Below are 24,413 nucleotides of genomic sequence, written 5' to 3'. Positions count from 1 at the left end.
CTTGTCACATCCTCTTTGCCTTTTTCTGAACAGCGATTATACCTCAGAGGCTATGATTTTAGCGGCGGCAAAAAGGCTGATTTTCACTCGTGTAAGCGCTTGGGGTAAGGGTTCGCAGAACATGTTCTATCGTAATTTCAGCCCCCAATCCGTGACGTGAATATCTCGAGTTTTGGTATGTATGCTAAAATTTATCCAGCTGAAGATCGAAAATAGTCCTTATAATTTCAGTACGTTAGCTAAAGTGAGCGAATATGGATAATATTCCACATAAGCAGACAGATCGGAAAAGATGGCCCACATGGCTGTGGTGCGGAAGTTTTTATCTTTTTACGTTGCATTGCTCTGCAGATGAAATAAATCTGTATTCAATAAATACCGGCTCATACGTTTATCATCTGACGCATAATCGAGGACAATACACGGAGAACTTTAAAAATAAGTTCATATCCGTTGAGAGGAAATTCTCGGATACGTCGAAATACAGTCTTGTGCTAGGGACAATGAAAAACAGCTTTAATGACAGATGCCTGGCTGCCGGCGTAAGAAGAGACTGGGCTGGATGGGATAACGGTTGGGTTTTTAAAGGAATCTATGGCTATGTAGGTGAATTTTTCTTTGATACTTTCGATGATTGTGGTGACCATGGTTCATACCATGATTTTAAAAAAGCAACGGGGATAGGATTTTCGCCCTATATATATCATGGGTTCCAGTATAATTTTACGTCTTATTTTGGAATGGATGTGGGTATTATCATACCTTCCGTGTTTGTCATTACGGCACAATGGAGCTTTAGATAAATCCGTCAACCACGTGTGCAGTGCTGTAACTGTCTGCAAAGGGAACCGCCCCGCCATCTCAACCGGAGCGGCATTAATTACCGCAAGTGCGTGCTCAAAACGTTAAGCCACCGCAGCCAACATCAAAAACTGTACGTCACCTTCAAACTCCCCGTGGGCGATGTTTTGCGTTGCACAATGGGGCTATCACCCGCATCCCCCGTCAGCTGCGTAACGCCCGCTGAGGCAAGGACGCTCCAGCGCGAGGTAAGCCTGTGGGTCCAGTCCAGATTCATCGAGTAGCTATAAATCCCGGCCCCGGCGTCATGTCGGGCAAAGCCCGATGCGCTCGACTGGGCGGCGCTGACCCCATAGTAGGTCTGCATATACTTGCCTGATCCCCAGCTGCCGGTCAGCGCCAGCGTCACCTCATTTTTTGATGAGGTGTAGAACGGGCTGGAAATGCCGAAATGAACCGCTTCACCGTTGTCTCTTTCTGAAACCGGTACCTCTGCCTGCATCTGCAGGTGAAGCCAGTCGCTCACCCTGTACTCCAGCCCGGGCACAATGATTGCAGAGCCTTTTATCTCGCCCATTCCTCGCAGCTCGTCGCTGCCGGAGCTGATGGAATCGCTGCTCACGTCTTTATCTTTACGCCCAACTCGATAGCTCAGCGCGGCGCTGTAGTCCAGGTTGCCAATGTTGTTGCCGTAACCGATCCCTCTCGTGGTGCCGATAAAAAAGCCGTTTGCCATGGCGTAATCCACCACCTGAGCCGCACTGACGCGGGTTTTATCGGAACCCGAGCAGCGCGGCGCGACGTCCACGCCGCCTCCCAGCGTTAAGACGTTACCCTGACTCTGTTCTGCCGCCAGCGCAGGCATGGTCAGTAACGCCAGAACGAAGCCCGGCACGAGGTTTTTCAGGCTTCGGCCCGGAAGTAAATGAGGGAACGTATGACGAAGTTCGATGTTTCTCATTAAAGAAGCCCCTTGGATTCAAATGATGACGATGCATGCGGTTAACCGCCAGAACGCCCATTTTGAATACCGACCCTAAGGTTCTTATGAGCCGAACATGAAGAAACACTGAAGCGCGAGCAGGCGCTGTAGACCGGGCAGGTTTCCTGATACCGTTTTTTTCTTAAGATGTTCTTCATTCACGGTTGATACAGTTGCCAGTGTGAAAATTTTACTAATCGAAGACGACCTGGATCTCGGCAACGGCGTACGTATCGCCCTCTCGGATCAAGGATTTGACGTCATATGGGTACGCCGCAAAGAGGATGCGCTGCATCAGCTGGACGTCTGCGTGCCGGAACTTATTTTGCTCGACCTGGGGCTGCCCGACGGCGATGGCATGAGCCTGATGGCGCGTTTGCGTCAGCAGCTCAAGGGGATCCCGGTCATCATCCTGACGGCGCGAGGCACGCTGCAGGACCGGCTTTGCGGGCTGGATGCCGGTGCGGACGACTATCTCGTCAAGCCTTTTATTCTCGCCGAACTGCTGGCGCGAGTCAGAGCCCTGGCGCGGCGCAGCTACGGCTTCGAGAATGAAGCGATAGAAATTCGAGGCTTATCGCTTCATGTTCCGACGCGCCGCGTGACGGTGAGCGCGCGCCACGTAGACCTGACGGCGAGTGAATATGCGCTGCTGGAAACGCTGATGCTGCGCGCTGACCGCGTGATTACGCGGCGGTTTCTGGAAGAACGGATATTCGGCAACAAAGAGAACCTCAGCAATGCGCTCGATGTGCATATGGGAAACTTGCGGAGAAAAATCGGCGACGGCTATGTGCGGACGGTGCGGGGCGTCGGGTACGTCATTGATACCGTCTCCATTCAAAAGGTGACCGGTTAATGCAAAACGTCTGGTATCACCTGAGGCGCCCGACGCTGGTGCGCCGAATTATCATCGCCCAGATGCTGCTGACCCTGCTGTGGTGTCTTTTTCTAACCTTCATTCTGTGGGAGGACCTGCGCAGCCCTCCCATCCTCACGGGCAGTAAAACATACGAAACCGTTTAGCGCGGAAAGGGAACGGGTTTTCATTGCGGATGCCGCGCACGAGCTGCGTACCCCCCTCGCGGCGATGCGCATCAACGTGGAAGCGCTGCAGTCCTGGGTCATCAGCGAGAGCCAGCAGGAGCTGCTTGCGGGGGTGATTCGCAGCAACAGCCGGGCAGCGCGTCTCGTCAACCAGCTGCTTCTGATGATGCACAGCGAAGCGCGCATTGATACGGAAATGGAGACCGTGCCGCTGACGACGCTCATCCAGGAGCGAATGGCCGAGCTGGAACCGCTGGCCTCTGCGCGCAGGATAGAACTGGAATTCTTCGCCGAGGATGGCATCTGGATCCCCGGCGTCAGGGAACGCCTGGTGTCGCTTATTGATAACCTCATTGAGAACGCCGTGAAGTACAGTCCCGAGGGCGGGCGGATTCAGGTCGATGTCTGCATAGCAGATGGCTTCGCGCGGCTTCGCGTTTCAGATGTAGGGCCCGGTATTTCGGTTGAACTGCGCGAGCGCGTGTTCGACCGGTTTTTCCGCGACCCCAATCAGGTGCAAAGCGGGAGCGGGCTGGGGCTTGCCATCGTCAAGGCGGTGGCGCAGCAACACAACAGCAGCGTAAACCTGAGTACTTCCGCTGAAGGTGGCCTGATGGTGACGGTTGACTTCCCGAACCGCACGTTTTGCTAAATCAGAACGGGGGGTTCGATCGCAAATGCCGCAGATTGCTTCAAAATAATTACCGTATTTGTTATATTGTTGTTTATTGCTTATTCACCTCTGCGGTGCCAAAAAGAACAAGATTCACCGCAACCCAGGACAGAGAAATGTTAGATTACCGCTTCCCGACAGCTTTGCAGATGGTTCTCAGCGTAGCGATGGCGGAGCAATTGGGTGAACGTTCTACGAGTGCGATTCTGGCCTACGGCCTGGAAGCGAACCCGAGCTTCATCCGCAAATTGATGGTTCCGCTGACGCGTGACGGCATTATCGTCTCAACGCTTGGCCGTAACGGCTCAATTCATCTTGGTCGCCCGCCGGAAGAGATCACCCTGCGCGACATCTACCTTTCGGTTATCGAAGATAAAAAGCTTTGGGCGTCGCGCCCTGACGTGCCGGCCCGCTGCGTGGTCAGCGCTAACGCCTGCTGGTACTTCAAATCGATATCCGAAGAAGCCGAGGAGGCTTCGTTAGCGGTACTGGCCCGCCATACCGTGGCAAGCGCCCTCGAAGCGGTCAAAAACGCCGATAGCAGCGGATGGGATCCGCTCCCCGACCTTATTGCCCAGTATCAAAAAACGTCGTAACGATCTTGCCGGCTGGCGCTGCGCTTACCCGGCCCATATTCAGATGTAAAAAAACCGCCTTCACAGTGCAGGCGGTTTTTTATTATCTGCAGCATTCCTACGCGGGCAGAACGTCCCTTTCCTCTTTTTTCCCGCGCGTCACGAACTTACGCAGCGTCACGTAAAACACCGGCGTCAGGAACAGACCAAACAGCGTCACGCCCAGCATCCCGGAGAAGACCGTGATCCCGGTGACGCCGCGCACTTCTGCGCCCGCGCCGTGGCCGAGGATCAGCGGAATAGTCCCGGCAATAAATGCGATGGAGGTCATCACAATCGGACGTAAACGCAGGCGGCACGCCTCCAGCGCGGCTTCCATAATGCCTTTGCCCTGAATTTCCAGCTCGCGGGCAAACTCCACGATAAGAATCGCGTTTTTACACGCCAGCCCCATCAGAACCACCAGCCCCACCTGCACGAAGACGTTGTTATCGCCACCGGTCAGCCAGACGCCAAACAGCGCGGAGAGCATGGTCATCGGCACGATAAGGATCACCGCCAGCGGCAGCGTCCAGCTTTCATACAGCGCCGCCAGGACCAGGAACGCCAGCAGCACCGCGACCGGGAAGACGATCAGCGCCGTGTTGCCCTGCGTCGCCTGCTGGAAGCTCAGGTCCGTCCATTCAATGTTCATCCCGTTTGGCAGGATCTGCTTAGACATGGCGTCCAGCTGCGTCATCGCCTGCGCAGACGAAAGCACGCGCGGGTCGGCATCGCCAATCAGATCTGCCGCCGGGTAGCCGTTGTAGCGGATCACCGGATCCGGGCCGTAGGTGGTCGTGATTTTCACCATGCTGCCAATCGGCACCATTTCGCCCTGGCTATTACGGGTGCGCAGATTCGCAATATCTTCCACGCTGTCGCGGAACTGTCCGTCGGCCTGCGCCATCACGCGCCAGGTACGGCCGAACTGGTTAAAGTCGTTCACGTACGACGAGCCAAGATAGGTTTGCAGCGTACCGAAAAGATCGGTCAGCAATACGCCCTGCGCTTTCGCCTTATCACGGTCTACCTGCACGTCCAGCTGCGGAACGTTAGCCTGGTAGGTTGAGATCGGGAAGTGCATTCCCGGCGTCTGCATAATCGCACCGGACATGGTGTTCACCGCGTTTTGCAGCGCCCCATACCCCAGACCGCCGCGATCCTGAATGTACAGAGAATAGCCCGACCCCTGACCCAGCCCTAAAATCGGCGGTGGCAGAATGGAGAAGCCAAAACCTTCCTGAATTTGCGCGATTTTCGCGTTGATCTCAGCGTTAATTTCCGCCGCAGTATGTTTGCGCTGATCGAACGGCTTCAGGCCAAAGAAGACCGTCCCGGTATTCGGCGTGTTGGTGAACTGCAGCGCGTTCAGCCCCGGGAACGCAACCGCGTAGTCCACGCCTTCGGTATTCATCCCGATTTCGCTCATTTTGCGGATCACCGCGTCGGTGCGCGCCAGCGAAGAACCTTCCGGCATTTTCACGCCGCCAATCAGGTACAGCTTATCCTGCGTCGGAATAAACCCGCCGGGAACCGCTTTAAACATGACGCCAGCGGCACAGAGCAGCAGCAGATACACCACAAATACCGAGCCGCGTCGTCCCAGCGTTTTGCCCACCAGCCCCTGATAGCCGTTCGAGCTGCGGTGGAAAAAGCGGTTAAACGGACGGAAAATCCAGCCGAACAGACGATCGATAAGCCGGGTCGGGAAATCCTTCGGCGCGCCGTGCGGTTTTAACAGCAGTGCCGCCAACGCCGGAGAGAGCGTCAGCGAGTTAATCGCTGAAATCACCGTAGATATCGCGATCGTCACCGCAAACTGCTTGTAGAACTGACCGGTAACGCCCGAGAGAAACGCCATCGGCACAAACACCGCGCACAGCACCAGCGCAATCGCGATAATCGGCCCGGACACTTCGCGCATCGCCTGATGCGCCGCCGCAAGCGGAGCAAGCCCCTCTTCTATGTTTCGCTCGACGTTTTCCACCACCACGATGGCATCGTCCACCACGATACCGATGGCCAGCACCAGCCCGAACAAGCTCAGGGTGTTCAGCGAGAAGCCGAGCAGGTAGAGAATGCTGAAGGTACCCACCACCGAAACCGGCACCGCGATCAGCGGAATGATCGACGCGCGCCAGGTTTGCAGGAACAGGATCACCACCAGCACTACCAGCACCACCGCTTCCAGCAGCGTTTGCACGACCGCACGGATGGAGTCGCGCACGAAAACGGTTGGATCGTAAGGTGCCGCCCACTTCATATCTGCCGGGAAGCGCGTGGACAGTTCGTCCATTTTCGCGCGCACCGCGTTAGACAAATCAATGGCGTTCGCCCCCGGCGACTGGAAGATACCAATCCCGACCGCGTCTTTATTATTCAGCTGGGAACGCAGCGCATAGCTGCCGGACCCCATTTCGATACGCGCCACGTCGCGCAGGCGGACGACCGTACCGTCCTGCGTCGTTTTCAGGACAATATTGCCGAACTCTTCTTCGGTATGCAGACGCCCCTGGGCGTTAATGGAGATCAGGAAATCGCTCTCTTTCGGCAGCGGCTCGGCGCCAAGCTGCCCGGCGGATACCTGAACGTTCTGCTCCTGCATCGCCGTCACCACGTCCGACGCGGTCAGCCCGCGGGCCGCCACCTTGTTGGGATCAAGCCAGACGCGCATCGCGTACTCGCCCGAGCCGAAAATCTGGATCTGGCCGACGCCGGGCAGGCGCGCCAGCTCGTCCTTCACCTTCAGCGTGGCGTAGTTACGCATATACAGGGAGTCGTACTTACCGTTGGGCGAAAACAGATGCACCACCAGCGTCAGCGTCGGGGACTGTTTCTGGGTGGTAATACCCAGGCGCCGCACGTCTTCCGGCAGACGCGCTTCGGCCTGCGCGACGCGGTTCTGCACCTGCACCTGCGCCTGATCCGGGTCGGTTCCCGGACGGAAGGTGACGGTGGTCACCAGCACGCCGTCGGAGCCCGCGACGGACTTCATGTACATCATGTTCTCAACGCCGTTGATCGCCTCTTCCAGCGGCGTCGCCACGGTCTCAGCAATCACTTTCGGGTTGGCGCCCGGGTACTCCGCGCGAACCTGCACGCTTGGCGGCACGACGTCAGGATATTCGCTCACCGGCAGTAGCGGGATGGCGATTAACCCTGTGATAAAAATCAGAATCGACAGCACCGCGGCAAAAATCGGCCTGTCGATGAAAAAGCGGGAAAAGTCCATGGATGGATTCTCAGGTCAAGGGATCAGTTGAGGGCGCTGGCGGCGGTCATGGCAACGGTTTTCGCGTTAACCGGCATCCCCGGCATAAACACTTTTTGTAAACCCTCGACGATGACTTTATCGCCAGGGTTCAGCCCCTGCCGCACGATGCGTAAACCGTCTGCCAGACGGCCCGGCGTGATGTCGCGGCGCTGCGCTTTCCCCTCTTTATCGACGATATAAACGTACTTACGATCCTGATCGGTCAGCACCGCTTTGTCGTCGATAAGCGTGGCTTTGAACTCCGCGCTGCCCGGCAGGCGTACGCGGGCAAAAAGTCCCGGCGTGAACTGACGCTGCGCGTTATCCAGCAGCGCGCGCATACGGATGGTGCCGGTACTCGGCGTCAGCTGGTTATCCAGGAAGTCCACTTTGCCCTGGTGGGGATATCCCTCCTCGCCCGTCAGGCCAATCTCAACCGGAAGCGCCGTGTGATTGCTGGACGCCCCCTGCCCGCTGCGGGCCAGATTCTGGTAGTGAAGGTAGGTCGACTCGTCCACGTCAAAGTAGACGTAAACCGTCTTCTGCGAGACCAGCGTGGTGAGAACGCTGGCGGTGTCGCCCGCAGTCACCAGGTTGCCGCTGGTGATCAGCGCCCGGCTGGCGCGACCGTCGATAGGCGCGGTGACTTTGGTGAAGTCCAGGTTGAGCTGCGCGGCGTCAACTGCTGCCTGCGCGGCACGAATATCGGCCTGCGCCTGAGTGGCGGCCGAACGACGCTGCTCCCACTCTTCGCGGGAGACAACGTTGGTATTGACCAGCTTATCGGTACGATTAGCCTCACTTTGCGCCAGGCTGGCCTGCGTTTTAGCTCTCGCCAGGTTCGCCTGCGCCTGTTCCAGCGCCGCGCGATAGGTTCGGTCATCAATCGTGAACAGCACCTCGCCCTTCTTCACTTCCTGGCCGTCGGTGTAATTCACTTTATCAATGTAGCCGGAAACGCGCGGACGGAGCTGAACGCTCTCCACCGCTTCAATCCGGCCGTTAAAGCTATCCCACTGGCTAATGGATTTCACCACCACGTCAGCAGCGCTGACGGCGGGCGCAGGCGGCGCGGCGTTTTGCGCGACGCTGTTGTCGCATCCGACGAGCAGCACGGAGAGCAACATGGCCCCCAGCGCGTTCAGATGAAAGTTACCCCAGGTTTTTTGCAGGCTCATTATTTTTATTCCGGTAATTGTCGCCGCCGGGCAAGACGCAGCAGGAGGCACTGCGCCACTTCCTTTGTCCGGTGGCTATCTCAAGGCCATTTGTGTCGTTCATCGCCACAAAACTGTAACAGTTGCGAATACACTATCGCGGCGATTGTAGGAAGGCGCTTAACTAAGTGCAAGAATAATTGTTGCACTTTATGTGCTATTTGAGCGGATGTGAAAAGACCCGTTTCGGTCAGGGATTTAAATGCAACAATAAAACTTGCAATTAATATAAAAACGCGCCACCTTTTAATGCAACAGACAAAGATACTTTTTGACAGGCAGCGTGGGAGTAACCAGATGAACACTGGCGCATTTATGCATGATTTACTCGACTGGATCGACAACAACCTGGATAGCCGTCTGGACATTGAGTCCGTCGCCAGGCGGTCCGGCTACTCAAAATGGCACCTCCAGCGCCTCTTCAAAGAGCATACGGGCTATCCCCTCGCCGGGTATATTCGCGCGCAAAAGCTGCAAAAATCGGTTGAGCGCTTAACCCGCAGCGATGAGCCTATTCTAAACGTGGCGATCGCGCTGGGCTTCGACTCCCAGCAGTCCTTCAACCGCAGCTTTAAGCGTCAGTATGGTCAGGCGCCTGGGGCATGGCGGCGGAGTATGGGTGGCCCGGAAACACAGCAGCTTCGCCAGTAATGCATATTTTGCTGCAACGTCCATCTGTTGCTGCTACACTGTATATAAATACAGTATAGCGAGGTGCACGATGGCTGTTGAAACAAAATATGTTGTCATAAGAAAAGGTGAAGAGAAAATGACATTTGCCAGTAAGAAAGAGGCTGACGCTCACGACAAGCTGCTCGATATGGCAGATGCGTTCACCGACTGGCTGTTGCAAAGCGGAATGCAGATGGATGAAACGCAGGCTGAAAATCTTGGCCTGTATCTCGCCGAGCAGAAAGAGACCGTGCAGCATATTCTGCGTACTAGCAAGCTTCCCGATCTCAATGCCCCAGCTGCAGCGGATAAAACTGAATCCGATGCGGCTGACACGAAAAAAATCAGGGCGGTGAAAGCGGCCTGATTTATTCTGCCAGAAAGAAAAAAGCCTCCCAACGGAGGCTTGTAGAGTAATACTTCACGGGCTATTTCAGCCTCTCTCTCAATTCGATATAGACTTCATTCAATTTCGTTATATTGGCTTCATCCATCGAGAGCACTGAGAAGTCTACAAACCAGTTACCATTACCGTGCTTCCTTATGATAAATAGTTTTTTGCCGTTCATAAATTGATACTCAACATCGTAGCTTTTATGAGTCCACGAGAGATTATCCGGAATATTGAATTTCGTCGTCTGTGCTGGTTTTGTCGGATCCCATTTTAAAAAGTTAGTGTACAAAGTTATCCAATGTTCGAGGCTGGCCTTGGTGACGTAACCAAAATGACCAGACAAATCCCCACCGTAGTAAACGGTCATTACTGCGTATTCACCTTTATCGTCGAGGCGGAGAATTCCATCAAAACCATCTTTATACTGGGGTTCATTAACCAGCATCACTTCAACACCAGTTTTATATTGTGTCCAGGTATAATAGAACGCCGGCTTCCCTGGCGTTGAACACCCGGCAGTAAGCATTACGAATATAAACCCTAAGATTTTAATCATCACTACCCCTAGTTAAATAAATTTTATTTATAGCAACTAAAAAAATATAATTAACTACAAGATGCTACACTTTATTTGACCACAATATCTGTTGACCAAAGTTCTCATTAACTGAACGGCTATTCCGCGAAAAACTTTAGAGAAATTTTCCAGCTTAAACTAAATCCTCCGGTAAACTCTGCCATTAGTGCTGGTCTATTTTTAGGCAACTGAACAATTATCGCCGTGATATCTGCGGAATGTGTTAGCTATGTTTGCGTCCCACTCATTGCAAACGTAACGTTACTTAGCGCCTCCACTTCAAACCCACAGCACCATCCATAAGACCTGGTAGCTATACAAACACGCCAGACTGTTACGTTAATACCTGTTTAGCCCTTAACAAGGAAACTCGCATGACCCCACATCCGCTACGCCAGATCATCGAATCCTGCGATCGCGCCATCACGACCAAAAACTATGACGCCCTGATGGAGTACTACGCCGACGACGCGGCTCTGGTGGTCAAGCCCGGCATGACGGTTAACGGAAAAGAAAATATTCGCAGCGCGTTTATTGCCATTTCTGATTATTTCCAGGACCAATTGATTGTGGAACAAGGAGAGATGCAGGTGATCGAAGGCGGTGACAATGCCCTCGTTATCATGGAAACCGTTCTGCGTTTTCCTGATGGTCAGGGTGGGATAACGGAAATGTCCCGCCGCGCAACCTATGTTTTTCGACAGGAAAGCGACGGTCGCTGGCTTTGTACCATCGACAACTCCCACGGAACGTCGCTTCTGGATACGGGGAACGCATCACGTTAATCACGCTTTCAAAGGGGCGCTACCGCCCCTCCACGTCAGCGTACTTAATGCGCAGTAATGCGCGGCTACTTCACAAACTCAGCCAGCAGCCACACCATATCGTGCAGCAAGCCCGTAAGCTCTTTCGCTACGTGAGCGGGCAGCGTTCCACCCATAACCGCTTGCGTCAGCGCCAGTGCATAGTCCACCTGAGTAACGGTGTCCTGCCAGCAGTCCGGCACGCAGGAGTTCATTTTCTCCCCCATGATCAACTGCGCGATCAGGTCCGGCGGAAGATCGACATCGCAGAGTTCGCGCAGCTTGCGCAAAGACTGAAGGAGACGCTCGCACAGCGCGGTACGGCTCGCGACATCATCGGTTTCGACCAGCACGCTCACCAGCGCGGCGCAGTTGTCGGCGAAATTAAAGAGATCGGCATCAGCCGGAAGCGGCCGGGAGATAAGTTGCAGGCGGATGTGCCGCAACGCAGGCACTTTACGACCGCACCCCGTAGAGGAAAAGACATAACGCTGAATTCCATAAGGTTACTTTGCGGTTTGCGAAGCGCCTTCCAGAAAAGTTTACCGGGGTCAGACAGAGCACGCCCCACCAAATTTTGCCCCAACCTCAACCGTATAACTGGTGTATTGTTTCTAAACAACTCATTCTTCTAAAGGACACCTGCGCAATGATCGGCATCCTCGGTAAAACCACCTCCATCAACGTTCGTAAAGTGCTCTGGACCTGCGAAGAAGCGGGCATCGCCTATCAGCAGGAAGATTACGGCAGCGGTTTCGCCTCGACGGAAACGGACGCCTTCCGCGCCCTGAACCCCAACGCCATGGTGCCGGTGCTGATTGATGGCGATTTCGTGCTGTGGGAGTCCAATTCCATCTGCCGCTATCTGGCGCGCAAGCCCGAACGTCACGATCTGCTGCCCGCAGAACCGCAAGCCTGCGCTAACGTTGAGCGCTGGATGGACTGGCAGGCCACTGAATTTAACAACGCCTGGCGCTATGTCTTCCCGGCGCTGGGGCGTAAAAACCCGGACTTTAACGATCCAGAACGTATTGCGGTGGGAATAAAAGAGTGGAACCACTGCATCACCATTCTGGAAAACCAGCTGCAGCGCACCGGGGCCTTTGCGGCGGGCGAGACGTTTACCCTTGCGGATGTCGTGCTTGGGCTGTCGGTGAATCGCTGGAAGATGACGCCGTTTGATAAGCCCGACGTGCCCGCGATTGAGGCCTGGTTTGAACGTCTTAACCAGCGCCCGGCTTTTTTGCGTCACGGCAATAACGGCATGATTTAAAATTTACGCCCCGATGTTGAGCAAGGATATTTTATTTAATTACTTAACCCTGAAAGTCGTCAGAGGGAATAATAATTAAGCCATATCCTGGACAGCCCGTTGCACTGCTTTGCTAGCCTGAATAGTCAGGCAACGCTCAACCTGGAGGTATTCTTGCTGATTAGACTCAAGAAAGAACGAACGCATAAGGAAGATCGCCGGCTTGCTCTCTGGCTGGCGACCTCGGCAGGTTTACTAAACGCCATCGCCCTCGGGGCATTTGGTTTTTTCCCCTCACACATGACCGGCAACACCTCACAGTTATCCAGCGAAGTCTCCTCCACCGATCTCAGCGATATTATTTTCTTCGGCTCGATTATTCTCTCTTTTGTGGCCGGCGCCATTATTGCGCGCGCGATCGTGATATGGGGGATTATCCATAACGTCAGGCTGGTTTTTTGCCAGATCCTGTTTGTCGAGGGGATATTACTGACCGGCGTCTCTTTCTACGAAATGTATTTTCATGCCCTCACCAGCAACCGCGAGATAATTCTTTTTCTCTGCTTTCTGATGGGCATTCATAATTCTACCTCCACGCAGCTTTCCGGCGGACGGGTAAGATCGACGCACATTACCGGCACGCTGACGGACGCGGGGATCTCCCTGGCCTCGGTACTGGTGGCGATGCTGCGCAGGGATTACTCCAAAGATACGGCGGCGCAAAAAAGCCAGCTGAAAACCCACTTAACCACCCTTTTCTCGTTTATTACGGGCGGTATCACGGGGCTGCTGCTGTTCAGGTGGATCGGGTTTAACGCCATGCTGGCGCTCGGGTTGATGCTCGCCGTGGTCGCTATCGTTTCAATTATCACCGTCTCGACGCGGGTTCGACGGGTTCGTGCCTCTCTGTGAAGTTAATGACCGATATCCGGCGTATGAGCCCTTTATATGTGACACCGTCACATCTAAAGATTCGCTTTAGGACTATTCTGCCTGACCCTCAATCAGCCCTTATGCCATCAGGCCTAACACAAGGTTGTCACTGTTTTCATAGGGTTACTGATTTTACCCCTTCGCTGGAACCCTTCCCAAACGCTTGCTATAGGTGAAATACCCCTGCCGAAACATGGCATAACAACAGGCAACCGATGGTTGCTATAACGCATGCGCACAGGGAGACACACCGCAATGCACCCATTACTCAAACGTTCGCTGCTGTTTGTCGGCGCCATTATCGTGGTTCTCGCCCTCCTCGTCTGGGGCATTGGGCTGGAAACGATCAGGGCGCGCCAGGTTGACCTGGTTTATCTCGGGCAACAGCACATGATTCTGGTTTTCTCATCGATGTTTTTTGCCCTGCTGGTGGGTATTCCAGCCGGTATTCTGCTGAGCCGCCCGGCCGCGCGGGGTATCGCCGAATATGTGATGCAAATCTTCAACGTCGGCAATACGCTGCCGCCGCTGGCCGTTCTGGCGCTGGCGATGGTGGTGATTGGCATTGGCGATACGCCCGCCATCATCGCCCTGTTCCTCGCCTCGCTGCTGCCGATCGTGCGCAATACCTACGCCGGGCTGTGCTCGGTCCCGCCGTCGCTGCTGGAAGCGGCAAACGGCATCGGGATGACCAAATGGCAGCGTCTGCGCCAGGTAGAGCTGCCTGCCGCCTGGCCGGTCATGCTCTCGGGGATCCGCATCGCCACCGCCATTAACGTCGGTACCGCACCGCTGGCGTTCCTGATTGGCGCCAGCAGCTACGGCGAACTGATTTTCCCCGGCATTTACCTGAACGATTTCCCGACCCTGATCCTCGGCGCGGCGGCCACCGCCCTGTTCGCCCTGATCCTCGATACCCTGCTGTCGGCGCTGGGTCGCGCGATGAGTCCCCATCTCGCTCGATAACAATAACAAGGAGCTTTTATGAGACTGTTTTCCGGCCTGACGGCGCTGTGTGCCGCGGCGCTGTTCACCAGCCAGGCGATGGCGGCCCCGCTGATTCTGGCGACCAAGAGCTTTACCGAGCAGCACATTCTCTCGGCGATGACCGTGCAGTACCTGCAGAAGAAAGGATTCCAGGTGCAGCCGCAAACCAATATCGCCACGGTGATCTCCCGCAACGCGATGATCAACAAGCAGATTGATATGACCTGGGAGTATACCGGCACGTCGCTGATCATCTTTAACCACATCAACAAGCGCATGTCGCCCCAAGAGTCTTACGAGACGGTGAAACGCCTGGACGCGAAGCACGGTCTGGTCTGGCTCAAGCCCGCCGACATGAACAACACCTATGCGTTCGCCATGCAGCGCAAGCGCGCCGAGGCGGAACATATCAATACCATGTCGGAGATGGTGGCGAAGATTGAGCAGGTCCGTAAAACCAACCCGGACAAAAACTGGCTGCTGGGCTTAGACCTGGAGTTTGCCGGACGCAGCGACGGGATGAAGCCGCTTCAGGCCGCCTATAAGATGGACCTGGACCGCCCGCAGATCCGTCAGATGGACCCCGGTCTGGTCTATAACGCGGTGCGCGACGACTTCGTCGACGCCGGACTGATTTACACCACCGACGGGCGCGTGAAGGGCTTCGACCTCAAGGTGCTGGAAGATGATAAAGGCTTCTTCCCGAGCTATGCCGTCACCCCGGTAGTCCGTAAGGACACGCTGGAGGCCAATCCGGGCCTGGAAGAGGCGCTCAACACCCTCTCTGCCCAGCTCAACAACGACGTTATCACCGAACTGAACAAGAAGGTGGATATCGACCATCAGTCACCGCAGCAGGTCGCCCGTGATTTCCTGCGTAGCAAACAGCTGCTGTAGGAGGCGCTATGGAGACGATTCACTACATTCTGGACAACTGGGACTACCTGTTAACCCTGACGCTGCAGCATCTGTGGCTGGTGGCGCTGGCCGTGGGCTTAGCCATTCTCATCGGGGTCCCGCTCGGCATTCTGATTGTTCGCCACAAGTGGCTGGCAACGCCGGTGCTGGGGATTGCCACCATCGTGCTGACCATTCCGTCCATTGCGCTGTTTGGCCTGATGATCCCGCTGTTTTCGCTGATCGGTCAGGGAATTGGCGCCCTGCCCGCCATTACGGCGGTGTTTCTCTACTCGCTGCTGCCGATCGTGCGTAACACCCATACGGCGCTCGACAGCCTGCCGCCGGGCCTGCGTGAAGCCGGACGCGGTATCGGCATGACCTTCTGGCAGCGGCTGCGCTGGGTTGAGATCCCGATGGCGCTGCCGGTGATTTTCGGCGGCATCCGCACCGCCGTGGTGATGAATATCGGCGTGATGGCGATTGCCGCCGTGATCGGCGCGGGCGGACTGGGCCTGCTGCTGCTCAACGGCATTGGCGGAAGCGATATTCGCATGTTGATTGCGGGCGCGCTGATGATTTGTCTTTTAGCGATTGTGCTCGACTGGCTGCTGCATCGTATGCAGGTGGTTCTGACTCCAAAGGGGATTCGATAATGATAAAACTGGAAAACCTCACCAAACAATTTTCACAGAAGCACGGACAGACCTTTAAGGCCGTCGACAACGTTAATCTGACCGTGCCCGAAGGGGAAATGTGCGTCCTGCTCGGCCCGTCCGGCTGCGGAAAGACCACCACCCTGAAGATGATTAACCGCCTCATTACCCCAAGCAGCGGGACGATCCTGATCAACGGTGAAGACACCAGCGGGATGGACACCGTCACCCTGCGCCGCAACATCGGCTACGTGATCCAGCAGATTGGCCTGTTTCCGAATATGACAATCGAAGAGAACATCACCGTCGTGCCGCGCATGCTGGGCTGGGATAAAGCGCGCTGCAAAACCCGCGCCGAAGAGCTGATGGATATGGTGGCGATGGATCCGCATAAGTTCCTGAATCGCTACCCGCGCGAGATGTCCGGCGGCCAGCAGCAGCGTATCGGCGTGATCCGCGCCCTGGCGGCTGATCCTCCGGTACTGCTGATGGATGAACCCTTCGGCGCGGTGGACCCGATCAACCGCGAGGTGATCCAGAACCAGTTCCTGGAGATGCAGCGCAAGCTGAAAAAAACCGTCATGCTGGTGAGCCACGATATCGACGAGGCCCTGAAGCTCGGCGACCGTATTGCGGTGTTCCGTCAGGGGAAAATCGTGCAGTGCGCAAGCCCCGATGAACTGCTGGCGAAACCGGCGAATGAGTTTGTCGGCTCGTTTGTCGGTCAGGACCGCACCCTGAAGCGTCTGCTGTTGGTATCGGCGGGCGACGTCACAGACCAGCAGCCGACCATTACGGTGCGGGGCTCTACTCCCCTCCCTGAAGCCTTTGCGACCATGGATGATAACGATATTCGCGCGATTACCGTGGTTGACGAGCACGGCAAGCCGCTGGGCTTTGTGAAGCGTCGCGAAGCGCGTAACGCCAGCGGGACCTGCGCCGACATCCTGCATACGTTCCGCATGACCGGCAAGGCGGAAGACAACCTGCGCGTGGTGCTTTCACGTCTGTATGAGAGCAACACCAGCTGGATGCCGATCGTGGATGAGGACGGGCGCTACAACGGCGAGATTTCGCAGGACTATATTGCTGAGTACCTGAGCTCCGGACGCACGCGCCGGGCGCTGAATATTCATAGCGACAGCTAACCTTTCTGGCCGGGCATCGCCCGGCCTTTTTCGCACGCAGACCTTTTGCTAACCCCGCGATTTCCCGCCACAATATCGTATCGTCCCCGTTAAAACGCGACCCATGCAACGTCTTCATACCTACCCTGACATCCGCGCGATGTTTCGTCGCCTGCTGATTGCCACCGTCACCGGCGTGCTGGCCGCGCTGGCCGTGGCGGTATTCCGACACAGCATGTACCTGCTGGAGTGGCTGCTTCTCAGCAACGACAGCGGCAGCCTGGTGAATGCCGCCGCGTCGCTCTCGCCCTGGCGGCGCGCGCTGACGCCCGCGCTGGGCGGGCTGGCTGCCGGGCTGCTGCTCTGGGGATGGCAGCGTCTGACCGCGCAGCGGCCTCATGCCCCTACCGATTACATGGAGGCGCTGGAGACCGGAGACGGCCAGTTTGACTACGGCGCCAGCCTTGTGAAATCCCTTGCCTCGCTGCTGGTCGTGGCCAGCGGAAGCGCCATCGGGCGTGAAGGGGCGATGATCCTGCTTGCCGCCCTCGCCGCCTCCCTTTTCGCCCGGCGCTTTACGCCCAAATCCGAATGGAAATTATGGATAGCCTGCGGTGCCGCCGCCGGGATGGCCAGCGCCTATCACGCCCCCCTTGCCGGAAGCCTGTTCATCGCGGAAATTCTGTTTGGCACGCTGATGCTGGCCTCGCTCGGCCCCGTGGTGATTGCGGCGGTGGTGGCGCTGCTTACGACGCAGCTCCTGGCTCCGGGCGCGGGTACGCTCTACGCGGTCCATCTGAGCGGCATCCTTACCGCGGCCGATTATGCTCTTCTCGTCGCGATGGGGCTGGTGGCGGGCCTCTGCGGACCGCTGCTGATGTGGCTGATGGACTTCAGCCACGGGCTTTTCCTGCGCCTCAAGCTTTCGCCGCCGTGGCAGCTGGCGCTGGGCGGTGCGATCGTCGGGCTGCTGTCTCTCCTCACGCCGAAGGTGTGGGGGAATGGCTACAGCGTGGTTCAGGCTTTTCTGCTCGCTCCGCCGCTGCTGACGGTCATTGCCGGGGTGTTCATCTGTAAGCTGCTGGCAGTGCTGGCGAGCAGCGGATCGGGCGCGCCCGGAGGGGTGTTTACACCTACGCTGTTTGTCGGGATGGCAACAGGGATGCTGTTTGCGCAGCTGTTCGCGCTGTGGCTACCGGGTTCTGAGACGGCGATTCTGCTGGGGCTGGCGGGGATGGCAACTCTACTTGCCGCGACCACGCATGCGCCCATTATGTCGGCGCTGATGGTCTGTGAAATGACCGGGCAATATCTTTTACTGCCCGGCCTGCTGGTCGCCTGCGTGGTCGCGTCCGTGCTGTCGCGGACGTTACGCCACGACTCGGTCTACGGTCAACACGCCACCGAGGGCAGAGAGATCGATGTACTGCGCTAGCTCGCGCTGCTCGGCGCGCGGCAGATAAGGCAGTTCACCCACCAGCGGTCCGGGCAGTTTTTTGCTCAGCACGTCGATAATCTCCGCGTAGTGCGCCAGGCCCGGGTTGATGCGGTTTGCCACCCAGCCAATCAGCGGCAGGCCGTCATTGGCAATCGCCTGGGCCGTCAGCAGCGCGTGGTTGATGCACCCTTCCTGGATACCCACCACCATCACCACCGGAAGCTGCTCCTGCACGACCCATTCAGAAAGCGGGCGCAGGTCGTTCATCAGGCTGCGCCAGCCGCCCGTCCCTTCCACCACCACGTGATCAACCTTCTCGCTCAGGTTCGCCAGTCCGTCGGACAACAGGGGATAATTAATCAGGCCGCTGTGCGCTACGCTGCTCTCCTCTTCGCTTAACGCAATGGGATTGACCGCGTGATAAGGCAGTTCCAGCGACGAGACGCTTTGCAGTACCAGGGCGTCTTTATTACGCAATCCCTCTGGCGTCTCTTTACTGCCTTTTGCGACCGGTTTGTACCCTGCCACGCTTTTACCGCTTGCTGCCAGCGCCTGCAGCAATGCGCGGGATACGACGGTCTTGCCGACAGAGGTATCTGTACCAGTAACAAAGAAACGCTTAAGCATGACTCACTCCACCTCTTGGGTATGCTTCGAAAATATAAACCAGGTAAATAATTCAGTGGAGGAAGTCTACGGGATGCATGCGCTACCCGGCTTGAGATAGCGCAATTTTTCTTACATCAGCGGAAAAGAGTTAACCCTGTAACAGGCGGATCAACAGCGAGCCGTTATACATGGCATCTTTGACCAGCGCCGCGCCGGCCATGGTTCCCTGGTTGGAAAACTGGGTACTTTCTACCGCGATATTTTTGCTGTACGCGGGAAGCGACTGCTGCTGAATACAGGCCGTAATCGCCGGAAAAAGGATCTCCGCCGCCTGGCTGAGCGGCGAGCCAATCAGGATTTTTTGCGGGTTGAAGAGGTTCACCATAATGGCCAGAATGCGGCCAACGTTATTCCCCACCCCGGTAATAATGTCCTTCGCCAGCAGATCGCCCTGGCGCGCGGCGGCGCAGAGCGAATCCACCGTTAGGGGTTGTCCGTGCAGCGAGGAGCTCATGGACTGGCTGAGCCTGACCTGCGCCAGCTCCAGCACGCTTTCCACGCTGGCAATGGTCTCCAGACAGCCGTGGTTCCCGCAGTAGCAGCGCTTGCCGTACGGATCGACCTGGGTGTGGCCAATTTCCACCAGGCTACTGCTCCCGGCGTGGAGAAGACGTCCGTCGGTAATCACGCCCGCCCCAACGTTATGGTCGATGACCACCTGAATCACATCCCGCGCGCCGCGCGACGCGCCAAACAGCGCCTCCGCCATCGTCCAGGCGCTGATGTCATGCTGAATATAGACCGGCACGCCGGTATGATTTTTCAGCACCTCACCCAGCGGCATCTCTTTAACATCGTCGTAAAAAGGCATGCGGTGAACAATACCATTTTCGGTATCAATAATTCCCGGCATGGTGATGGCAATCGCCGTTAAACGTTCAAGCCGCTGCTGATGGCGGATAAAGAAGTGATCGATATGCGAGACAATCGCGTCGAGGAGAGGTTCCTCCGCGTTGAGCGGCAGTTCAAGCCGGTCTTCCACCACCAGCTTGCTGCTCAGGTCGCGCAGCGCAAGGAAGATCTCCCCCCGGCTGATGCGCAGTGACAGGTAGTGCCAGGCTTCCGTTTCAACCACCAGCCCGACTGCCGGACGGCCACGGCTGCCCGGTTCCTGAATTTCCGTCTCCTGAACCAGGTGCGCTTCCAGCATCTCACGGACAATCTTGGTGATACTGGCAGGTGCCAGTTGTGCCAGGCGCGAAAGATCGATACGCGAAACCGGACCAAGCTGATCAATCAGGCGATACACCGCGCCAGCGTTGGTCTGCTTAATCTGATCGATATGCCCTGGCTGACTATCAGCAACCACCTCGTACTCCCTTATTTTCGAGCTTCGAAATAAACTGTTTGCTATGGTGAAGCACTTCCATGGCCGTCGTCAAATATTTACTTAGCCATGTGATTTACCGCACATTTTTACCCTCTTTTCCGTGAAAATGCCGCCCGGCAGAGGCGCTCATTAGCTGCTGTTTGAAGCGCTGTGCGGCATGGCTCTGTTCACGATGTTTTGACCACACCAGCCACATTTCGGAAACGGCATCCTCTTCGGCAATGGTCACCCAGCGCATTTCACGCAGCTGCACCCGCTTAAAGGAGGCCGGAAGAATAGACACGCCCAGACCGGCCGCGACCAGGCCGATAATGGTCATCGCTTCCCCTACCTCCTGGGTGATGACCGGGGCAAGATCGTAGCGGCGCATCAGCCCCAGGATATCGTCATACAGGCCCGTCCCGACCTGCGGGTCAAAAAAGACAAACGGCTCTTTTGCCAGCTCTGCCAGCGAGACCGCCGGACGCGACGCCAGCGGGTGATCGTGCGGGATCATGGCCATCAGCGGCTCGCGCAGGATCACCTCCCACGCCAGCGAGTCCGGCAGCTGGGTGTTACGCATCAGCCCCAGATCCAGCGAACCCTCATTCAGCGGCGCAATCTGCTCGCGGGTATTGATTTCGCGCGTCTGAATATGAACATCCGGAAAGTGGCGACGGAATGACGAAAGGGTCTCCGAGACGGCGCTGATGAACGGCGCGGACGAGGTAAACCCGATTCGCAGCTCTCCGGCTTCTCCGAGATAGAGCCGTTCTGCACGGGCGGCGGCGTCATCGACCATGCTCAGAATTTGTCGGCTGTCGATCAGGAACTGCTTACCCGCCGCCGTCAGGCTCACGCTGCGGTTGGTGCGGGCCAGAAGGCGCGCCCCGACCTGCTGCTCCAGGATCTGAATCTGCTGGCTTAACGGTGGCTGAGAGATATTCAGCCGTGCCGCCGCGCGGCCAAAATGCAGCTCCTCGGCAACGGCGACAAAGTAGCGAAGATGACGCAGCTCGATATTCATATTTTTAAAGTATCATTTGAGATTATTAATATATTAGACAGAATATTTACATTTTCCTACCCTGAACATGTGGTCATACCCGTCACCAGAAATCACGGGGATGTTTAAGCAAGGAAACAGTGTGAGCCGTACAACGACTATTGATATCGATCCGGCAAGAGATATCAATGATTTACCCGCAGCACCGCAGCCGGTCCAGTTCATTAAACGTGGTACCCCCCAATTTATGCGCGTCACGCTGGCGCTCTTTTCCGCCGGTCTGGCGACCTTCGCCCTGCTCTATTGCGTTCAGCCGATCCTGCCCGTTCTCTCTCATGAGTTTGGCGTATCGCCTGCCAGCAGCAGCGTTTCACTCTCTATTTCTACCGGCATGCTGGCGATTGGGCTGCTCTTTACCGGGCCGCTGTCCGACGCCATTGGCCGTAAACCGGTGATGGTGACCGCGCTGATGCTGGCGTCGGTCTGTACGTTACTCTCGACCATGATGACCAGCTGGCACGGCATTCTGGTAATGCGCGCGCTGATTGGGCTCTCGCTCAGCGGCGTGGCGGCGGTCGGGATGACCTACCTCAGCGAGGAGATCCACCCGAGCTTTGTTGCTTTCTCTATGGGGCTTTACATCAGCGGGAACTCGATTGGCGGAATGAGCGGCCGCCTGCTGAGCGGGGTGTTTACGGACTTCTTTAACTGGCGTATTGCGCTGGCGGTAATCGGATGTTTTGCGCTGGCATCGGCCCTGATGTTCTGGAAAATTCTGCCGGAATCGCGTCATTTCCGGCCGACATCGCTACGCCCGAAAACGCTGTTTATCAACTTCCGCCTGCACTGGCGCGACAAAGGTTTGCCGCGCCTGTTTCTGATGGGATTCCTGCTGATGGGCGCCTTCGTCACGCTGTTTAACTATATTGGCTACCGCCTGATGCTCTCGCCGTGGCATCTGAATCAGGCCGTTGTCGGTTTGCTTTCTGTGGCCTATCTCACCGGCACCTGGAGCTCGCCAAAAGCCGGGGCGATGACCGCACGCTATGGACGCGGGCCGGTACTGCTGGTATTCACGGGCGTAATGTTACTCGGCCTGCTGCTGACGCTATTATCCTCGCTGTGGTTCATCTTTGCCGGGATGCTGCTCTTCTCCGCCGGGTTCTTCGCCGCCCACTCGGTCGCCAGCAGCTGGATTGGCCCGCGCGCGCGTCGCGCCAAAGGACAGGCATCATCGCTGTATCTGTTTAGCTATTACCTGGGTTCCAGCATCGCCGGGACCCTCGGCGGCGTGTTCTGGCATTACTACGGCTGGAACGGCGTGGGCGGGTTTATCGCGCTGATGCTGTGCGCGGCGCTGCTGGTGGGCACCAGTTTGCATAAACGTCTGCATTAACATTCCAGCGCCTTCGTGTTTAAATCAAGCCGATGCTAATTTTTGTCATCGGCTGATTCAGACACGAGGACTTCATGAAAAACAATAACTACCAACAACTCACCCGCACCTTCCAGCGTCTCTCCCGCTTCTCTCACCTCTCCTCCATCGCCAGCTGGGACATGTTCACCATGATGCCGCCGGGCGGCAGCGCCGCGCGCGGCGAGGCGCTGGCGGAGATGAGCGTCCTGCAACACCAGATCCTGACCGATAAAAAAGTCGGCGACCTGTTAGCGGCGGCGGCAGGTGAAGATCTGAATGATGTCGAACAGGCCAACCTGCGCGAAATGACGCGCCACTACCAGCAGGCCACTCTGCTGCCGGAATCGCTGGTGGAAGCCAAATCCCTGGCGGGCAGCAAGTGTGAACACGCCTGGCGTACTCAGCGTCCCGCTAACGACTGGCAGGTTTTTTCCGCCAACCTGAAAGAGGTGGTAAAACTCAGCCGCGAAGAGGCTCGCCTGCGGTCTGAAGCTAAAGGCTGTACGCCGTACGACGCGCTGCTGGATATTTTTGAGCCCGACATGACCAGCGCGCGTCTGGACGTTCTGTTCGGCGATATGAAGTCCTGGCTACCGGACCTGCTGGCAAACGTGGTGGAAAAACAGGCTCAACGGTCGTTTATTCCCCCGCAGGGCCCCTTCCCGACGGCCACACAGCGTGAGCTGGGCCTGGAAGCCATGAAGATGCTTGGCTTCGATTTTAACGGCGGTCGCCTGGACGTGAGCGCGCACCCGTTCTGCGGTGGCGTCCCGGAAGACGTGCGCATCACCACGCGCTATGACGAAGATGAGCTGCTCAGCGCGCTGTTTGGCGTGATCCACGAAACCGGACACGCCCGCTACGAACAAAACCTGCCGCGCGCGTGGGCAGGACAGCCGATTGCCCTGGCGCGCTCAACCGCGATCCATGAGTCACAGAGCCTGTTCTTTGAAATGCAGCTGGGGCGCAGTGAAGCCTTCCTCAGGCATCTCCTCCCTGCGGTACACGCCCGCTTTGGCAGCCAGGCGGCGTTTAGCGAAGAGAACTTTATTGCCTGGAACCAGCGCGTGAAACCTGGCTATATCCGCGTCGATGCGGACGAAGTGAGCTACCCGGCACACGTGGTGCTGCGCTATGAGATTGAGCGCGCGCTGATCAACGGCGAGATAGAGGTGGACGATATTCCCGCCCTGTGGGATGAGAAAATGCAGGCCTGGCTCGGATTATCCACCAAAGACAACTACCGCAACGGCTGTATGCAGGATATCCACTGGACCGACGGCGGTTTTGGTTACTTCCCGTCATACACGCTTGGCGCAATGTACGCCGCGCAGCTGTTCCATGCCGCCAGAACCGCACTGCCGGGTCTGCAGGCCTCCATCGCCGAAGGCGATTTTTCCGCACTCTTTGAGTGGCTGCGTCAGAACATCTGGCAGCACGGCAGCCGCTTCAGCACGTCGCAATTAATCACCCAGGCGACGGGCGAAGATCTGAATATCCGTTACTTCCGGGAACATCTGACCTCCCGTTATCTTTAATCCCTCTGCCGGAGCCTGCTCCGGCACTCTTCTCACCCTTTTCAATAAGAATATGATTTAGCACATGTTGTCATGATTGCGTCGGGTGTATGAATGCGTGTCCTTCCGACACAATTAGACTGCCATCAGGTCAGGATTAAAAAAATAA

23 protein-coding genes and 1 pseudogene are annotated in these 24,413 nt (G+C 56.6%); 16 read left to right on the top strand and 8 right to left on the bottom strand.

Annotated features, from left to right (window positions below; translation table 11 throughout):
• The first annotated feature begins 254 nt into the window (after nucleotides 1–254).
• On the top strand, nucleotides 255–803 hold the full coding sequence (locus SPG90_RS05865; protein ID WP_322408007.1) for a hypothetical protein: 549 nt from the start codon (nucleotides 255–257) through the stop codon (nucleotides 801–803).
• 122 nt (nucleotides 804–925) lie between these two features.
• Here SPG90_RS05865 and SPG90_RS05860 read toward each other — a convergent pair whose 3' ends face one another.
• Nucleotides 926–1,762, bottom strand: a complete 837-nt coding sequence (locus tag SPG90_RS05860; RefSeq protein ID WP_126303221.1) for a MipA/OmpV family protein — start codon at nucleotides 1,760–1,762, stop codon at nucleotides 926–928.
• Between the two features lie 202 nt (nucleotides 1,763–1,964).
• Between SPG90_RS05860 and SPG90_RS05855 the strand changes: the two genes are divergently transcribed.
• The 3 genes and pseudogenes from SPG90_RS05855 to SPG90_RS05845 all read left to right on the top strand — a co-directional run bounded on the left by SPG90_RS05855 (nucleotide 1,965) and on the right by SPG90_RS05845 (nucleotide 4,099).
• Nucleotides 1,965–2,642: a response regulator transcription factor gene (locus SPG90_RS05855; protein WP_045354785.1), complete on the top strand. Its 678-nt coding sequence runs from the start codon at nucleotides 1,965–1,967 to the stop codon at nucleotides 2,640–2,642.
• Nucleotides 2,642–3,482: pseudogene (locus tag SPG90_RS05850) on the top strand (sensor histidine kinase). Before SPG90_RS05855 ends, SPG90_RS05850 begins: the two are co-directional and overlap by 1 nt.
• A 137-nt stretch (nucleotides 3,483–3,619) precedes the next feature.
• Nucleotides 3,620–4,099 carry an RrF2 family transcriptional regulator gene (locus tag SPG90_RS05845; protein WP_029739386.1) on the top strand — a complete coding sequence of 160 codons (480 nt, stop codon included), beginning with the start codon at nucleotides 3,620–3,622 and terminating at the stop codon, nucleotides 4,097–4,099.
• A 97-nt stretch (nucleotides 4,100–4,196) separates the two neighbouring features.
• Here the strand turns inward: SPG90_RS05845 and oqxB are convergent, their stop codons facing one another.
• Nucleotides 4,197–7,352, bottom strand: a complete 3,156-nt coding sequence (oqxB, locus tag SPG90_RS05840; protein WP_023311530.1) for a multidrug efflux RND transporter permease subunit OqxB — start codon at nucleotides 7,350–7,352, stop codon at nucleotides 4,197–4,199.
• A gap of 23 nt (nucleotides 7,353–7,375) precedes the next feature.
• On the bottom strand, nucleotides 7,376–8,551 hold the full coding sequence (locus SPG90_RS05835) for an efflux RND transporter periplasmic adaptor subunit (RefSeq protein WP_239632391.1): 1,176 nt from the start codon (nucleotides 8,549–8,551) through the stop codon (nucleotides 7,376–7,378).
• A 336-nt stretch (nucleotides 8,552–8,887) separates the two neighbouring features.
• On the opposite strand from SPG90_RS05835, the gene SPG90_RS05830 reads away from it, so the two are divergent.
• Together SPG90_RS05830 and SPG90_RS05825 are read left to right on the top strand one after the other, a co-directional pair.
• Entirely contained in the window at nucleotides 8,888–9,241 is a 354-nt protein-coding gene (locus SPG90_RS05830) for a helix-turn-helix domain-containing protein (RefSeq protein ID WP_023311528.1), read from the top strand.
• 70 nt (nucleotides 9,242–9,311) lie between these two features.
• Nucleotides 9,312–9,629: a YebG family protein gene (locus SPG90_RS05825; RefSeq protein WP_045401210.1), complete on the top strand. Its 318-nt coding sequence runs from the start codon at nucleotides 9,312–9,314 to the stop codon at nucleotides 9,627–9,629.
• A 61-nt stretch (nucleotides 9,630–9,690) separates the two neighbouring features.
• Here SPG90_RS05825 and SPG90_RS05820 read toward each other — a convergent pair whose 3' ends face one another.
• Nucleotides 9,691–10,212, bottom strand: coding sequence for a hypothetical protein (locus tag SPG90_RS05820; RefSeq protein ID WP_045401214.1), 522 nt, complete (start codon nucleotides 10,210–10,212; stop codon nucleotides 9,691–9,693).
• Between the two features lie 395 nt (nucleotides 10,213–10,607).
• On the opposite strand from SPG90_RS05820, the gene SPG90_RS05815 reads away from it, so the two are divergent.
• Nucleotides 10,608–11,018: a YybH family protein gene (locus SPG90_RS05815; RefSeq protein ID WP_045401217.1), complete on the top strand. Its 411-nt coding sequence runs from the start codon at nucleotides 10,608–10,610 to the stop codon at nucleotides 11,016–11,018.
• Nucleotides 11,019–11,083: 65 nt separating this feature from the next.
• On the opposite strand, the gene SPG90_RS05810 is transcribed toward SPG90_RS05815, so the two are convergent.
• Nucleotides 11,084–11,491 (bottom strand): hypothetical protein, encoded by a 408-nt coding sequence (locus SPG90_RS05810; protein WP_322408006.1) that lies wholly within the window; start codon nucleotides 11,489–11,491, stop codon nucleotides 11,084–11,086.
• Between the two features lie 194 nt (nucleotides 11,492–11,685).
• On the opposite strand from SPG90_RS05810, the gene SPG90_RS05805 reads away from it, so the two are divergent.
• The 7 genes from SPG90_RS05805 to clcB all read left to right on the top strand — a co-directional run bounded on the left by SPG90_RS05805 (nucleotide 11,686) and on the right by clcB (nucleotide 18,323).
• Nucleotides 11,686–12,309, top strand: coding sequence for a glutathione S-transferase family protein (locus tag SPG90_RS05805; protein ID WP_322408005.1), 624 nt, complete (start codon nucleotides 11,686–11,688; stop codon nucleotides 12,307–12,309).
• Between the two features lie 153 nt (nucleotides 12,310–12,462).
• Complete coding sequence (locus tag SPG90_RS05800) at nucleotides 12,463–13,200, top strand: YoaK family protein (protein ID WP_045401233.1); 738 nt, start codon at nucleotides 12,463–12,465, stop codon at nucleotides 13,198–13,200.
• Nucleotides 13,201–13,476: 276 nt separating this feature from the next.
• Nucleotides 13,477–14,187, top strand: coding sequence for an osmoprotectant ABC transporter permease OsmY (gene osmY / locus SPG90_RS05795; protein WP_322408004.1), 711 nt, complete (start codon nucleotides 13,477–13,479; stop codon nucleotides 14,185–14,187).
• A gap of 18 nt (nucleotides 14,188–14,205) precedes the next feature.
• Nucleotides 14,206–15,105: an osmoprotectant ABC transporter substrate-binding protein OsmX gene (osmX, locus tag SPG90_RS05790; protein ID WP_322408003.1), complete on the top strand. Its 900-nt coding sequence runs from the start codon at nucleotides 14,206–14,208 to the stop codon at nucleotides 15,103–15,105.
• A gap of 8 nt (nucleotides 15,106–15,113) precedes the next feature.
• Nucleotides 15,114–15,761, top strand: coding sequence for an osmoprotectant ABC transporter permease OsmW (osmW, locus tag SPG90_RS05785; RefSeq protein WP_322408002.1), 648 nt, complete (start codon nucleotides 15,114–15,116; stop codon nucleotides 15,759–15,761).
• Nucleotides 15,761–16,909: an osmoprotectant ABC transporter ATP-binding protein OsmV gene (gene osmV, locus SPG90_RS05780; RefSeq protein WP_047651336.1), complete on the top strand. Its 1,149-nt coding sequence runs from the start codon at nucleotides 15,761–15,763 to the stop codon at nucleotides 16,907–16,909. The genes osmW and osmV overlap by 1 nt, the downstream gene beginning before the upstream one ends.
• A gap of 103 nt (nucleotides 16,910–17,012) precedes the next feature.
• Nucleotides 17,013–18,323 (top strand): voltage-gated ClC-type chloride channel ClcB, encoded by a 1,311-nt coding sequence (gene clcB, locus SPG90_RS05775; RefSeq protein ID WP_045401238.1) that lies wholly within the window; start codon nucleotides 17,013–17,015, stop codon nucleotides 18,321–18,323.
• Here the strand turns inward: clcB and bioD are convergent.
• The 3 genes from bioD to SPG90_RS05760 form a co-directional block, all read right to left on the bottom strand.
• Entirely contained in the window at nucleotides 18,258–18,953 is a 696-nt protein-coding gene (gene bioD, locus SPG90_RS05770) for a dethiobiotin synthase (protein WP_045401241.1), read from the bottom strand. The two genes, clcB and bioD, sit on opposite strands and share 66 nt — an antisense overlap.
• A gap of 130 nt (nucleotides 18,954–19,083) precedes the next feature.
• Nucleotides 19,084–20,304 (bottom strand): sugar metabolism global transcriptional regulator Mlc, encoded by a 1,221-nt coding sequence (gene mlc / locus SPG90_RS05765; RefSeq protein WP_163353744.1) that lies wholly within the window; start codon nucleotides 20,302–20,304, stop codon nucleotides 19,084–19,086.
• A gap of 94 nt (nucleotides 20,305–20,398) precedes the next feature.
• Nucleotides 20,399–21,331, bottom strand: coding sequence for a LysR family transcriptional regulator (locus tag SPG90_RS05760; RefSeq protein ID WP_023311509.1), 933 nt, complete (start codon nucleotides 21,329–21,331; stop codon nucleotides 20,399–20,401).
• A gap of 121 nt (nucleotides 21,332–21,452) precedes the next feature.
• Between SPG90_RS05760 and SPG90_RS05755 the strand changes: the two genes are divergently transcribed.
• Nucleotides 21,453–22,706: an MFS transporter gene (locus SPG90_RS05755; protein WP_023311508.1), complete on the top strand. Its 1,254-nt coding sequence runs from the start codon at nucleotides 21,453–21,455 to the stop codon at nucleotides 22,704–22,706.
• Nucleotides 22,707–22,780: 74 nt separating this feature from the next.
• Nucleotides 22,781–24,265 carry a carboxypeptidase M32 gene (locus SPG90_RS05750; RefSeq protein ID WP_248190747.1) on the top strand — a complete coding sequence of 495 codons (1,485 nt, stop codon included), beginning with the start codon at nucleotides 22,781–22,783 and terminating at the stop codon, nucleotides 24,263–24,265.
• The last annotated feature ends 148 nt before the right edge of the window (nucleotides 24,266–24,413 follow it).

The sequence above is a fragment of the Enterobacter sp. D2 genome, assembly GCF_034427575.1.
GTDB classification, from domain to species: Bacteria; Pseudomonadota; Gammaproteobacteria; order Enterobacterales; family Enterobacteriaceae; genus Enterobacter; species Enterobacter cloacae_M.
Note: the sequence above shows the minus strand (reverse complement) of the source record. Positions and strands in the feature narration are given on the sequence as shown.

Excerpts from the sequence above, each read along its gene's own strand:
- oqxB (WP_023311530.1), bottom strand. The coding sequence starts at position 7,352 with ATGGACTTTTCCCGCTTTTTCATCGACAGGCCGATTTTTGCCGCGGTG.
- SPG90_RS05750 (WP_248190747.1), top strand. The coding sequence starts at position 22,781 with ATGAAAAACAATAACTACCAACAACTCACCCGCACCTTCCAGCGTCTC.
- SPG90_RS05835 (WP_239632391.1), bottom strand. The coding sequence starts at position 8,551 with ATGAGCCTGCAAAAAACCTGGGGTAACTTTCATCTGAACGCGCTGGGG.
- SPG90_RS05805 (WP_322408005.1), top strand. The coding sequence starts at position 11,686 with ATGATCGGCATCCTCGGTAAAACCACCTCCATCAACGTTCGTAAAGTG.
- SPG90_RS05815 (WP_045401217.1), top strand. The coding sequence starts at position 10,608 with ATGACCCCACATCCGCTACGCCAGATCATCGAATCCTGCGATCGCGCC.
- osmW (WP_322408002.1), top strand. The coding sequence starts at position 15,114 with ATGGAGACGATTCACTACATTCTGGACAACTGGGACTACCTGTTAACC.
- SPG90_RS05825 (WP_045401210.1), top strand. The coding sequence starts at position 9,312 with ATGGCTGTTGAAACAAAATATGTTGTCATAAGAAAAGGTGAAGAGAAA.
- SPG90_RS05860 (WP_126303221.1), bottom strand. The coding sequence starts at position 1,762 with ATGAGAAACATCGAACTTCGTCATACGTTCCCTCATTTACTTCCGGGC.
- osmX (WP_322408003.1), top strand. The coding sequence starts at position 14,206 with ATGAGACTGTTTTCCGGCCTGACGGCGCTGTGTGCCGCGGCGCTGTTC.
- SPG90_RS05845 (WP_029739386.1), top strand. The coding sequence starts at position 3,620 with ATGTTAGATTACCGCTTCCCGACAGCTTTGCAGATGGTTCTCAGCGTA.
- bioD (WP_045401241.1), bottom strand. The coding sequence starts at position 18,953 with ATGCTTAAGCGTTTCTTTGTTACTGGTACAGATACCTCTGTCGGCAAG.
- clcB (WP_045401238.1), top strand. The coding sequence starts at position 17,013 with ATGCAACGTCTTCATACCTACCCTGACATCCGCGCGATGTTTCGTCGC.
- SPG90_RS05830 (WP_023311528.1), top strand. The coding sequence starts at position 8,888 with ATGAACACTGGCGCATTTATGCATGATTTACTCGACTGGATCGACAAC.
- osmV (WP_047651336.1), top strand. The coding sequence starts at position 15,761 with ATGATAAAACTGGAAAACCTCACCAAACAATTTTCACAGAAGCACGGA.
- osmY (WP_322408004.1), top strand. The coding sequence starts at position 13,477 with ATGCACCCATTACTCAAACGTTCGCTGCTGTTTGTCGGCGCCATTATC.
- SPG90_RS05820 (WP_045401214.1), bottom strand. The coding sequence starts at position 10,212 with ATGATTAAAATCTTAGGGTTTATATTCGTAATGCTTACTGCCGGGTGT.
- SPG90_RS05865 (WP_322408007.1), top strand. The coding sequence starts at position 255 with ATGGATAATATTCCACATAAGCAGACAGATCGGAAAAGATGGCCCACA.
- SPG90_RS05760 (WP_023311509.1), bottom strand. The coding sequence starts at position 21,331 with ATGAATATCGAGCTGCGTCATCTTCGCTACTTTGTCGCCGTTGCCGAG.